Annotated in this window: 11 protein-coding genes; all 11 read left to right on the top strand. The window is 72.4% G+C overall.

What is annotated here, in order from left to right:
* Positions 1–72: 72 nt before the first annotated feature.
* The 11 genes from tsaE (at position 73) to VIS07_09590 (ending at position 12562) form a co-directional block, all read left to right on the top strand.
* Entirely contained in the window at positions 73–564 is a 492-nt protein-coding gene (tsaE, locus tag VIS07_09640; protein HEY8515760.1) for a tRNA (adenosine(37)-N6)-threonylcarbamoyltransferase complex ATPase subunit type 1 TsaE, read from the top strand.
* A complete protein-coding gene (locus VIS07_09635; GenBank protein ID HEY8515759.1) occupies positions 561–1790 on the top strand; it encodes an aspartate kinase in 1230 nt (409 codons plus the stop codon). The genes tsaE and VIS07_09635 overlap by 4 nt, the downstream gene beginning before the upstream one ends.
* Positions 1790–3412: a citramalate synthase gene (cimA, locus tag VIS07_09630; GenBank protein ID HEY8515758.1), complete on the top strand. Its 1623-nt coding sequence runs from the start codon at positions 1790–1792 to the stop codon at positions 3410–3412. Before VIS07_09635 ends, cimA begins: the two co-directional genes overlap by 1 nt.
* 58 nt (positions 3413–3470) lie before the next feature.
* On the top strand, positions 3471–4214 hold the full coding sequence (gene cysE / locus VIS07_09625; GenBank protein ID HEY8515757.1) for a serine O-acetyltransferase: 744 nt from the start codon (positions 3471–3473) through the stop codon (positions 4212–4214).
* A gap of 19 nt (positions 4215–4233) precedes the next feature.
* A complete protein-coding gene (locus VIS07_09620; GenBank protein ID HEY8515756.1) occupies positions 4234–5391 on the top strand; it encodes a cysteine desulfurase family protein in 1158 nt (385 codons plus the stop codon).
* Entirely contained in the window at positions 5381–6535 is a 1155-nt protein-coding gene (gene mnmA / locus VIS07_09615) for a tRNA 2-thiouridine(34) synthase MnmA (protein HEY8515755.1), read from the top strand. The genes VIS07_09620 and mnmA overlap by 11 nt, the downstream gene beginning before the upstream one ends.
* Positions 6532–7296 carry a ribonuclease III gene (gene rnc, locus VIS07_09610; protein HEY8515754.1) on the top strand — a complete coding sequence of 255 codons (765 nt, stop codon included), beginning with the start codon at positions 6532–6534 and terminating at the stop codon, positions 7294–7296. The genes mnmA and rnc overlap by 4 nt, the downstream gene beginning before the upstream one ends.
* Positions 7293–8192, top strand: coding sequence for a GTPase Era (gene era / locus VIS07_09605; GenBank protein ID HEY8515753.1), 900 nt, complete (start codon positions 7293–7295; stop codon positions 8190–8192). The genes rnc and era overlap by 4 nt, the downstream gene beginning before the upstream one ends.
* Positions 8189–9727, top strand: coding sequence for a ribosome biogenesis GTPase Der (der, locus tag VIS07_09600; GenBank protein ID HEY8515752.1), 1539 nt, complete (start codon positions 8189–8191; stop codon positions 9725–9727). The genes era and der overlap by 4 nt, the downstream gene beginning before the upstream one ends.
* Before the next feature lie 50 nt (positions 9728–9777).
* Positions 9778–10365, top strand: coding sequence for an isochorismatase family protein (locus VIS07_09595; GenBank protein HEY8515751.1), 588 nt, complete (start codon positions 9778–9780; stop codon positions 10363–10365).
* A 76-nt stretch (positions 10366–10441) separates the two neighbouring features.
* Positions 10442–12562, top strand: a complete 2121-nt coding sequence (locus VIS07_09590; GenBank protein HEY8515750.1) for a bifunctional aldolase/short-chain dehydrogenase — start codon at positions 10442–10444, stop codon at positions 12560–12562.
* Positions 12563–12699 lie beyond the last annotated feature (137 nt).

The raw sequence follows: 12699 nt of genomic DNA, 5'->3' as shown, positions 1-12699 counted from the left end.
CTTTCGCCACTCGTGTTCTCCGCGTCCACGGTCGGTGCAGCGACGGGGGAGGGTTGCTATGTTGAGCGGACCGTGGAGTTTTCGACCCAGTCCGAGCGCGAGACCGAGGCCTTCGGCGAGCGCCTCGCGCGCCATCTCGAGCCCGGCACGGTGATCGGCCTGGTGGGACCGCTCGGCGCCGGCAAGACGGCGCTCGTGCGGGGGATCGCGCGCGGCCTCGGCGTCGAGGACGGCGTGGTGCACAGCCCGACCTTCCTCACCGCGACCGAGTACGACGGCCGCATGCGGCTCGCGCACATCGACCTTTACCGTCACGAGGAAACCTTGCCCCACCCCGACTGGCTCGCCGAGATCCTGGACGGCCTGGACGACGCCGGCGACGACCGGGTCGCCGTGGTCGAGTGGTTCGAGCGCCTCGGCGCCGATCGACCGGACGACGTCCTGCGCATCGACCTCGACTATGGCGCGGACGACACGCAGCGGACGCTGTCGCTCGCCGCGACCGGCCCGCGCTCGCAGCGCCTCCTGGCGGCGCTCACCGGCGCAAGCGAGGCGGCCGCATGAGCAAGCCGCTCGTCGTACAAAAATATGGTGGCACCTCGGTGGGCTCGGTGGAGCGCATCCAGGAGGTCGCGCGCCGGGTCGAGGAGTACGCCAAGAACAACCGCGTGATCGTCGTCGTCTCGGCGATGGCGGGGGAGACCGATCGCCTGCTGAAGCTCGCGCGCGCTCTGTCGCCCGAGCCGCCCGCGCGCGAGAGCGACGTGGTGGTCGCGAGCGGCGAGCAGGTGACCTCTGCGCTGCTGTCGATCGCGCTGCAGGCGCGCGGCGTCCCGGCGCAGTCGTTCCTCGGCCACCAGATCCGCATCCTCACCGACAGCGCGCACAGCCGCGCGCGCATCCGCTCGATCGACAGCGAGAAGCTGTTCGCCGCACTCGACGCCGGAAAGGTCGCCGTGGTCGCCGGCTTTCAGGGCGTCGACGAGAACGACAACATCACCACGCTCGGCCGCGGCGGTTCCGACACCACCGCGGTCGCGCTCGCCGCAGCGACCGGCGCCGACGCGTGCGAGATCTACACCGACGTCGACGGCGTCTACACCACGGACCCGCGCATCGTGCCGCACGCGCGCAAGCTCGAGCGCATCTCGTACGACGAGATGCTCGAGCTCGCGAGCCTCGGCGCCAAGGTCCTGCAGATCCGCTCGGTGGAGTTCGCCAAGCGCTACAACGTGCGCGTGCACGTGCGCTCGAGCTTCAACGGGCATCCCGGCACCTGGGTCGTGCCGGAGGAGTCGAACATGGAGGACGTCACCGTCGCCGGAGTCGCGTACGACCGCGACCAGGCCAAGATCACCCTCACCGACGTGCCGGATCGCCCCGGACTTGCCGCCAAGATCTTCTCGCCGATCGCGGCGCAGGGGATCGTGGTCGACATGATCATTCAGAACGTCGGCGCGGACGGGAAGACGGACCTGACGTTCACCGTGCCGCGTCTCGAGGTGGAGAACGCGCTGCGCATCGTGCGCGAGGTGGCGCGCGAGGTGGGCGCGGGCGAGGCGCGCTCCGAGGGCGACATCGCGAAGGTCTCGGTGGTCGGGCTCGGCATGCGCAGCCACGCGGGCGTCGCCGCGCAGATCTTCGAGGCGCTCGCGCGCGAGGGCATCAACATCCAGATGATCTCGACCTCGGAGATCAAGGTGTCCGTGGTGATCGACGCCAAGTACACCGAGCTCGCGGTGCGCGTGCTGCACGATGCGCTCGTCGGCAAGGGCGAGGAGGCACGCTGATGCGGCGTATCCAGATCTACGACACGACGCTGCGTGACGGCTGTCAGGGCGAGGAGATCGCGCTGACGGTCGACGCCAAGCTCGCGGTCGCGGAGAAGCTCGACGCCTTCGGCGTGCACTACATCGAGGGCGGCTGGCCGGGCTCGAACCCGCGCGACGCGGCCTTCTTCGGCCCGGCGATGAAGCTCGGCCTCAAGCACGCGAAGATCGTCGCCTTCGGCTCGACGCGGCGTCCGAACGTTCCCGCGCACGAGGACCAGAACCTCGCCATGATCCTGAAGGCCGGGACGCCGGTCGCGTGCATCGTCGGCAAGACGTGGGATCTGCACGTGCGCGAGGAGCTGCGCATCTCGCGCGAGGCGAACCTCGAGCTGCTGCACGACTCGATCAGCTACCTGAAGAAGCGCCTCGACGAGGTGATCCTCGACGCCGAGCACTACTTCGACGGCTTCGCCGCGAACCCCGAGTTCACGCTCGAGTGCCTGCGCGCGGCGGCCGACGCCGGCGCGACGCTGATCTGCCTGTGCGACACCCGCGGCGGCAGCCTGCCGAGCCAGATCGTGGCGGGCGTCGAGGCGGCGAAGCAGGCGGTCGACGTGCCGCTCGGCATCCACTGCCACAACGACTCCGAGCTCGCGGTCGCGAACTCGCTCGCGGCGGTCGAGGCCGGCTGCGTGCAGGTGCAGGGCACGATCAACGGCGTCGGCGAGCGCTGCGGCAACGCCAACCTGATCTCGATCATCGCGAACCTGCAGCTCAAGATGGGCTATCAGTGCGTCAAGCCAGAAAAGTTGCGTGGCTTGACGGAGCTGTCGCACTTCGTCGACGAGCTCGCGAACCGCGAGCCCTTCAAGCAGCAGCCCTACGTCGGGCAGAGCGCGTTCGCGCACAAGGCGGGGCTGCACGCGTCCGCGGTGCGCAAGCACGCCGCGACCTACGAGCACATCGACCCGGCGCTGGTCGGCAACCACCAGCGCGTGCTGGTCTCCGACCAGGCCGGTCGCTCGAACCTGCTGCACAAGGCGAAGGAGCTCGGCATCGACCCGGCGCTGATCGAGCCCAAGGTCAAGTCGCTGCTCGCCGAGCTCAAGCAGCTCGAGCACCAGGGCTTCCAGTTCGAGGGCGCCGACGCGTCGTTCGAGCTGCTGCTGCAGAAGGCGATCAACGGCGAGCGCACGCGGCACTTCGAGCTGATCGGCTTCCGCGTCATCGACGAGAAGCGGCACGAGAACGAGGCGCCGATCGCCGAGGCGACGATCATGGTGAAGGGCCCCGACGGGACCATCGAGCACACCGCCGCGGTCGGCAACGGCCCGGTGAACGCGCTCGACGTCGCGCTCCGCAAGGCGCTCGTGCGGTTCTACCCGTCGATCGAGGACGTGCGTCTGGTCGACTACAAGGTCCGCGTGCTCGAGGGCGGCGAGGGCACCGAAGCGGTCGTGCGCGTGCTGATCGAGTCGCAGGACTCGACCAGCCACTGGACGACCGTCGGCGTGTCGCACAACGTCATCGAGGCCAGCTGGCAGGCGCTCGTCGACTCGATCGACTACAAGCTGTACAAGGACAAGAAGAAGCGCCGCGCGCACCGCGCGCCCGTCGCGGCCACCGGCAACGTCGCATGACGAAGGCCAGGGCTGGGCGGCGGCGCCCGATGCTCGACGGCGCACGGGCGGTCCGCGAATGACCTTCTGGTCGAGGATACGCGAGGACGTGCTCGTCGCCTTCGAGCGCGATCCTGCCGCGCGCTCCGTGCTCGAGGTCGCGCTCTGCTACCCGGGCATCCACGCGCTGCTGATGCATCGCATCGCGCACGGCCTGTGGCGACGGCGCTTCTACTTGCTCGCGCGTCTGCTGTCGACGATCTCGCGCTTCCTCACCGGCATCGAGATCCATCCCGGCGCCGAGATCGGACGACGCTGCTTCATCGATCACGGCATGGGCGTCGTGATCGGCGAGACCACCAAGATCGGCAACGACGTGCTGATCTACCAGGGCGTGAGCCTCGGCGGCACGAGCCTGACCAAGGGCAAGCGCCACCCGACGATCGAGGACTACTGCGTGATCGGCCTCGGCTCGACGGTGCTCGGTCCGGTGACCATCGGCCGCCACAGCCGCGTCGGCGCGGGCTCGGTGGTCGTGCAGTCGGTGCCGCCGCACTCGACGGTGGTCGGCGTGCCGGGCCGCGTCGTGAGCGAGCACGCGCCGCACTCGAAGGAGGGCGCGCCGCTGCTCAACCTCGACCACGCGCAGCTCCCCGACCCGCTGCTGCGCACGCTCAACAGCCTCGCGGCGCAGATCAACCGCCTCGAGCGCGAGCTCGCGGCGCTGAAGGGCGAGGGCGGCGACCAGACGAGCGCCGAGCAGAGCGCGGAGCAGCAGGGCGCCGAGGAGAGTGGCCCGCGAGCTCAGCTTGCCCAGAAGTGAACGAGCGTGCGCGACGGCGATGAACCTGGATCACAACGCAGGTGGGCGGCCTCGACGCGAGGCGGTCGAGGCGGTGATCGCCTGGCTGCGCGAGGACGCGGCGAATCCGTCGAGCGTACACGCCGCAGGTCGGCGCGCGCGTGACGCCGTCGAGGAGGCGCGCGACGCGGTCGCCGCGCTGATCGGCGCGAAGCCCTCCGAGGTCGTCTTCACGAGCGGCGGCACCGAGGCGAACAACACGGCGATCCTCGGCGTCGTGCGGCCCGGGACGCACGTGGTCTCGACGGCGATCGAGCACGCCTCCGTGCTGCGCGCGCTCGACGCGGCGCGCGAGCTCGGTGCGGACGTGACGCTGCTCACGCCCGATGCCGCGGGTCGCGTCACGCCGGAGCAGGTGATCCGCGCGCTGCGCGACGAGAGCGCGCTGGTCACGATCGGCTGGGCGAACGGCGAGATCGGCACCGTGCAGCCGATCGCCGCGATCGCGCGCGAGCTGCGCGCGTGGGCCGCGGCGCGCGGGCGGCGCGTGTGGCTGCACAGCGACGCCGTGCAGGCGGCCGGTCTCCTCGACGTCGACGTCGCGCGCGACGACGTCGATCTGCTGTCGCTCTCGGGACACAAGCTCGGCGCGTTGCCCGGCGTCGGCGCGCTCGTCGTGCGCGGCGACGTGCCGCTCGCGCCCCGCATGCTCGGCGGACCGCAGGAGCGCGAGCGCCGCGCCGGCACCGAGAACGTGCCCGGGATCGTCAGCTTCGGCGTCGCAGCACGGCTCGCACGCGCGGAGCGCGAGGAGCGTGCGCGGCGTGCGCGCGAGGTGCGCGAGCGCCTTTGGCAAGAGCTCGCGTCGCGCGCCGCACCGGTCGTGCGGCTCGGTGACGCGGACGGGCTGCCGAGCACGCTCGCGGTGAGCTTCCCGGGCGTGCGCGGCGACGCGCTGGTGATCGCGCTCGATCTCGCCGGCATCGCGGCGTCCACGGGTTCGGCGTGCGCCGCGGGGGCGGCCGAGCCGTCGCACGTCGTGTGCGCGATCGGCTGCGGCGAGACGGTCGCGGTGGGTGCGGTGCGCTTCTCCTTCGGAGCCGACGTCGACCTCGCGGACGCGGAGCCGGCGGCCGCGCGCATCGCCGAGTGCGTGCGCCGCGCGCGCGCAGGCGGAGCGGTGAGCCATGCGGCCTGAGGACGTCGCGGCCCGCGCGCGCGAGGTCGCGGGCGCCGCCGTCGAGGAGGTGCTCGCCGTGCCCGCGCACCTGACGCGCGGCGCGCGCGTCGTCGCCGCGATGTCGGGCGGCGTCGACAGCGCGGTCGCCGCAGCGCTGCTGCACGGCGCGGGCTACGACGTGATCGGCGTGTCGATGCGGCTCGGCACCTCGAGCCGGCGCGCGGACGGCCACGTCGGCTGCTGCTCGCTCGACGACTTCGAGGACGCGCGGCGCGCGGCGCGCCGTCTCGGCATCCCGCACTACGTCGTCGACCTGCGCGAGGTCTTCGAGGCGAGCGTCATCGAAACGTTCACCGCGACCTACCTGCAGGGCCGCACGCCGAACCCGTGCACGCTGTGCAACCGCGACGTCAAGTTCGACGCGCTCTGGCGCTACGCGCAGACCTTCGGCGCGGTCGCGATCGGCACGGGACACTACGCGCGCATCCGCGGCGACCGCGAGCGCGGCTTCTCGCTGCACGCCGCGGCCGACCCGGCGAAGGACCAGAGCTACTTTCTGTTCACGCTCGGGCAGGACGAGCTCGCGCGCACGCTGTTCCCGGTGGGCTCGCTCGCGAAGCCGGTCGTGCGTGAGCTCGCGGCGGCGCTCGAGCTGCCGGTGGCGAGCAAGCCCGAGAGCCAGGACGTCTGCTTCGTCGCCGGCGGCTCGTACGTCGACTTCCTCGAGCGCCGGACGACCGCCGAGCAGCACCGCCCGGGACGCATCGTCGACGGCGAGGGCAACGTGCTCGGCACGCACGCGGGCGTGCACCGCTTCACCGTCGGGCAGCGGCGGGGAATCGGCGGCGGCGCCACGGAGCCGCGCTACGTGACCGCGATCGACGCGGCGACCGGCGACGTGCGCGTCGGCAGCCGGCGGGAGCTCGCGGTCGCGGGCTTCGTCGCGCGCGACGTGCGCTGGACGCACGCGCCACATCATGGTCCCGCGCGGGTGCGCCTGCGTCATCGCCACACGCCGGTGCCGTGCGACGTCGTCCCCGGCGAGCGCGAGGCGCACGTCCGCTTCCCCGAGCCGACGATCGGGGTGACGCCCGGACAGGCCGCGGTGTGGTACGAGGGGGACCGGGTGCTCGGAGGCGGTTGGATCGAGGAGAGGCTGTGACGGACGAGGAGCTTGCCGCGCTCGAGGAACGGCTCGGACACCCGTTTGCGGACCGCACGCTGCTGCGCACCGCGCTCACGCACCGCTCGAGCGTCGTCGAGCACACGCAGCACAACGAGACGCTCGAGTTTCTCGGCGACGCCGTGCTCGGGCTCGTGGTGAGCGAGCTCTTGCTGCGCGCCTGGCCGCAGGCGAACGAGGGACAGCTCTCGAAGCGGCGCGCGGCGCTGGTCAACGCGAGCTCGCTCGCGCGCAAGGCCGAGGCGCTCGGGCTCGGGCCACTGATCCACCTCGGCCGCGGCGAGGAGAAGACCGGCGGACGCGCCAAGCGCTCGATCCTCGCCGGCGCCTACGAGGCGCTGCTCGGCGCGGTGTTCCTCGACGGCGGCTTCGACGCCGCGCGCGCCGTCGTCGCGCGCGCGTTCGATGCCGACGTGAGCCGCGCGCCGGTCGAGGACGCGGGCGAGGCGAAGACGCGTCTGCAGGAGCTGACCCAGCGGCTGTTCCGCACCGCACCGGAGTACACGCTGCTGCGCGCGACCGGACCCGACCACGCGAAGGACTTCGAGAGCCACGTCGCGGTCGCGGGCCGCGTGCTCGGCTCGGGACGCGGCGGCAGCAAGAAGCTCGCGGAGCAGGCCGCCGCGCGTGAAGCGCTCGCGCGGCTCGAGCGGGAGAGCGCCGCGCTCGCGGCGGGCACGCCGCCGACCGAGCCCAGCGGCACGTCGGCCAGCAGCACGTCGGAAGGAGAGGGCGCGTGACCGGCGTCGGGGAAGACCACCGCGCGGGCTTCGTCGCGCTCGTCGGCCGGCCGAACGTCGGCAAGTCGACGCTGCTCAACCAGATCCTCGGGCGCAAGCTCGCGATCGTCACGCCGAAGCCGCAGACGACGCGCAACCGGATCCTCGGCATCGAGACGCGACCGGGCGTGCAGTTCCTGTTCGTCGACACGCCGGGGTTGCACGAGCCGCGCAACCTGCTCGGCGAGCGCATGGTGAAGGCCGCGCGGCAGAGCCTCGCCGAGGCGGACGTCGCGCTGCTCGTGCTCGACTCGATCGTCGGCATCACGGACCGCGACCGCGAGCTCGCGGGCGAGCTCGGCAACGCCAAGCAGCCGGTCGTGATCGCGCTCAACAAGATCGATCGCGTGACGAAGAAGCAGCTCCTCGAGCTCGCGGCGGAGCTCGATCGGCTGCTGCCGGGACGGCACGTCGTGCCGGTGAGCGCGCTCACCGGCGAGAACGTCCCCGAGCTGCTGCGCACGCTGCAGACGCACCTGCCGGTGTCGCCGCCGCTCTTCCCGCCCGACATGCAGACCGATCTGCCGGAGCGCTTCTTCGCGGCCGAGATCGTGCGCGAGCAGCTCCTGCTCGCGACGCACGAGGAGGTGCCCTACCAGAGCGCGGTACGGATCGAGAGCTTCACCGAGCGCGAGGGCAAGAACCTGGTCGTGATCGAGGCGACGATCCTCGTCGCGCGGCCCTCGCAGCGCGCGATCGTGCTGGGCGAGAAGGGCGCGCGCATCAAGCACATCGGGCAGAACGCGCGGCTCGAGCTCGAGCGCTTCCTCGGCACGCGCGTCTACCTCGACCTGCACGTCAAGGTCGACGAGAAATGGTTCACCAAGCCGCACACACTGGGCGAGCTCGGGCTGTGACGACGCCGGCCGCGCAGCGCGGCGGCGACGCGGTGGTGGTCGCGATCGCGGGCCGCCCGAACGCCGGCAAGAGCACGCTGTTCAACCGTCTGCTGCGTCGGCAGAAGGCGATCGTGCACGACACGCCGGGCGTGACGCGCGACGAGAACCGCGGCACGCTCGAGCGCGGCGGGCGCCGCTGGGAGATCGTCGACACGGGCGGCATCGAGGAGCAGGCCGAGCCCGGGCAGCTCGCGGCGCGCGTCCACGAGCGCAGCCTCGCGACCATCGCGCGCGCCGACGTGATCGTCTACCTGCTCGACGGGCGCGCCGGGCTCTCGCCGGCCGACGAGGCGGTGGCGCGCCGCATCCGCACGCTCGGCGTGCCGGCGATCTTCGCGGTCAACAAGATCGACCGTCCGTCGCACGAGGAGCGGGTGCTCGAGTTCGCCGAGCTCGGCGAGGGCGACCTGGTGGCGCTGTCGGCGGCGCACGGGCGCGGCATCGACGAGCTCTGGCAGCGGATCGAGGAGCTCGCGCCGCCGCCCCCGCCGCGCGAGGCGGACGCGGAGAGCACCGAGGACGCCGCAGCCGAGGCGATCGAGCAGAGCGCGGCGGCGCAGGACGACGAGGCAGGCGAGGCGGACGCGGACGTCGGCGGCCCCGCGCGCATCGCGCTCATCGGCCGCCCGAACGTCGGCAAGTCCTCGCTGCTGAACCGGCTCGTCGGCTTCGAGCGCTCGCTGGTCGACGCGACGCCCGGCACGACGCGCGACGCCGTCGACGTGACCATCGAGCACGGCGGCAAGACCTACGTCGTCGTCGACACCGCGGGGCTGCGGCGCCCGAGCCGCATCGACGAGACGATCGAGGCCTACGCCGCGCAGTCCTCGCTGCGCGCCATGCTGCGCAGCGAGGTCGCGATCCTGGTGCTCGATGCGCAGGTCGGCGTGACCGACCAGGACCTCCGCCTCGCCGACCTTGCGTGGCGACGGGGCCGGGGCCTCGTGGTCGCGGTCAACAAAGCCGACCTCGCGCCGGACCTCGCGACCGAGCAGTGCCACGCGACGATCGCGAAGCGTCTGCCGCAGTGGCCGCCGCTGCCGGTGCTGCGGGTCAGCGCGAAGGAAGGCACGGGCATGCGCGCGCTGCTCGCCGCGGTCGACACGGTGATCGCGTCGTACCGTCAGCGCGTCGCGACCTCGCGCCTCAACGAGATCCTGCACGCGGCGGTCGAGGCGCACCCGCCGCCGAGCGAGCAGGGGCGCGCCGTCAAGCTGCAGTACGCGACGCAGGCGAGCCACTCGCCGCCGCACGTGGTGATCTTCGGCACGCAGCGCAGCGCTCTGCCGACCGCCTACCTGCGCTACCTGACGCACCGGCTGCGCGACGAGCTCGCGCTGGTCGGCGTGCCTCTGAAGATCACCGTGCGCCGGCGCGAGGGCCGCCACGCGAAGCGGCCCAAGCCCGCCAAGGCGGATGCGTCACGCAAGAAGCGCAGGCCGAAGGACGGCGGCCGCGCGCGGGGCAAGGCGTCCGGGCGCGGCGCGCGCTGAGCGGGTTGCCGCCTTTCGCGAGGCGAGGCCCGTCGGTTATGACCCCGGGCATGGCCGAAACCCGACGTCCCGCGCGGCTTCTGGAGCGCAACGAGAGCCTGCTGCTCGTCATCGACGTGCAGGAGCGCTACCTGCCGCACCTCTTCGAGGGCGCCCGCGTCGTCGAGGCGACGCGGCGGCTCGTCGAGGGCGCGAAGCTCGTCTCGGTCCCGATCCTGTACACCGAGCAGTACCCGCAGGGCATCGGCCGCACGGCGCAGGCGCTGCGCGACGCGCTGCCCGCCGGGCAGCCGCCCTTCGAGAAGCTCGCCATGTCGTGCATGGCCGAGCCCGGCTTCGCCGACGCGCTGCGCGCGCAGGGCCGCTCGCAGATCGTGGTCGCCGGCATCGAGGCGCAGGCCTGCGTCAATCAGACGGTGCACGAGCTGCTCGCCGCGGGCTACGAGGCGCACCTCGTGGTGGACGCGGTGTCGGCGCGCTTCGAGCGCGACTACCGGGTGGCGGTCGAGCGTCTCACGCAAGCCGGCGCGGTGCCGACCACGGTCGAGGCCGTGCTGCTCGAGTGGGTGCGCAGCGCCCGTGCTCCGGAGTTCCAGCAGATCCGCTCCCTGATCCGCGACCCGCTGCCCGCGGGCTGAGCCGCAGCGTTCGCAACGAGCACCGATCTCACGAAGTCATTCCCACCGCCGCGAGAAGCACCCAGGAGATTCCGCCATGCAGAGCCGCTGGTCCGACGACGACGCCCGAGCCTTCCGCGAGCGCTACGCCGCGTGGGGCGACGATCTCGCCTTGCGCGTCTACACCTCGCGCCTGATCGGCCAGGATCCGGACCTGGTGATGCACGGCGGCGGCAACACCTCGGTCAAGACCACCGTCAAGAACGTGCTCGGTGAGCCGGTCGAGGCGATCTGCGTCAAGGGCAGCGGCTGGGACCTCGACTCGATCGAGCCGCGCGGGCTACCCGCGATGCAGCTCGCGCCGCTGCGCGCGCTGCGCCGGCTGGAGTCGCTCTCCGACGAGGAGATGGTCAACCAGCAGCGCATCAACCTGTTCGACTCGACCTCGCCGAACCCGTCGGTCGAGACGCTGCTGCACGCGTTCCTGCCGCACAAGTTCGTCGACCACACGCACGCCGACGCGATCCTCGCGCTCACCAACCAGCCCGACGGCGAGCGCATCGTGCGCGAGGCGCTCGGCGATCGCGTCGCGATCGTCCCGTACATCATGCCGGGCTTTCAGCTCGCGAAGCTCGCGGCGGAGATCTACGAGCGCGATCCCAAGGTCGACGCGATGGTGCTGCTGAAGCACGGCTTCTTCACCTTCGCCGACGACGCGCGCGCGAGCTACGAGACGCACGTCGCGTACGTCGACCGCGCCGAGCGCTACCTCGCGGATCGTGTGCGCGGACGCATCCAAGTCGGCGGCGCCGGCGTTTCGGCGGAGGAGGTCGAGCGCGCGCGCGAGCGCGCAGCGACGGTCGCGCCGGTGCTGCGCGGCGCTCTCGCCGCCGCGACCGGCAACGACGACCAGCCGTGGCGGCGGATGATCCTCGAGCACCGCGCGACACCCGAGCTGCTGCGCCTGCTCGACGACCCGCGCTGCGCGGAGCTCGCGCGGCGCGGCCCGCTGACGCCGGACCACGTGATCCGCACCAAGGCGACGCACCTCCATCTCGCGGATCTGCCGCTCGACGATCCGGAGCAGCTGCGCGCCCGCATCGACGCCGCGGTCCGCGCCTTCCGCGAGCGCTACGACGCGTACTTCGCGGCGCAGGTCGCGGCGAAGGGCGTGACGCGCACGAAGCTCGATCCCGACCCGCGCGTGGTGCTGATCCCCGGCGTGGGGCTCTTCGGTGCGGGCAAGAGCCGCAAGGACGCCGCGATCGCGGCCGACATCGCGGAGCACACCGTGCGCGTCAAGGCGCTCGCCGACGCGCTCGGTCGCTACGAGCCGCTCGGCGACGACGACCTGTTCGACATGGAGTACTGGAGCCTCGAGCAGGCGAAGCTCGGCAAGGAGGCGGAGAAGCCGCTCGCGCGTCAGGTGGCGCTCGTGACCGGCGCGGCGGGCGCGATCGGCGTCGGCATCTGTCTCGAGCTCGTGCGCGCGGGCGCGCACGTCGTGCTGACGGACGTCGACGAGCAGCGCCTCGAGCAGGCGCGCGCGCGCGTCGCGCAGGTCGGCGGCGCGAGATCGTGCAGCGCGGTGCGGATGGACGTGACCAGCGAGGGCTCGGTGCGCGCGGCGTTCGCGCACGCCTGCCGGACGTTCGGCGGCGTCGACATCGTCGTGCCGAACGCCGGCATCGCGCACGTGAGCTCGCTCGAGAAGACCACGGCGCGCGACTTCGCCCGCGTCGTCGACGTCAACCTCGTCGGCTACTTCCTCACCATGCGCGAGGCGGCGCGCGTCATGCGCGCGCAGGGCACGGGCGGCAACATCGTGATCAACGCCTCGAAGAACGTGTTCGGTCCGGGCGCCGACTTCGGCGCGTACAGCGCGTCCAAGGCGGCCGGCCACCAGCTCGGGAAGGTCGCGGCGATCGAGCTCGCGCCGCTCGGCATCCGGGTCAACATGATCAACGCCGACGCGGTGTTCGCGGAGGGCGACACGCCGTCCGGGCTCTGGCAGGAGATCGGCGCCGACCGCGCGCGCTCGAAGGGGATCGCGCCCGAGGCGCTCGAGGAGCACTACCGCGAGCGCAACCTGCTGCACGCCCGGATCACCGGCGCGCACGTCGGGCGGGCGGTGGTGTTCTTCGCGGCGAACCTCACGCCGACCACCGGGGCGACGCTGCCGGTCGACGGCGGGGTGGCGGCGGCGTTTCCGCGCTGAGGCGGTCCCCGGGTCGCGCGGCGGGAGCGGGTCGCCGAGCGGCCGCGAGGCTGGCTGCGCTTCAGCGAGGGTGCTCCGGCGGCTGCGGGGAGTTCCGCGCCAAGAACCTCGCAAGCGCGCCGATCTTGCGGCTTTGC

The sequence above is a fragment of the Candidatus Binatia bacterium genome, from assembly GCA_036563615.1.
Classification (GTDB): Bacteria; Desulfobacterota; Binatia; order UBA12015; family UBA12015; genus DATCMB01.
Note: the sequence above shows the minus strand (reverse complement) of the source record. Positions and strands in the feature narration are given on the sequence as shown.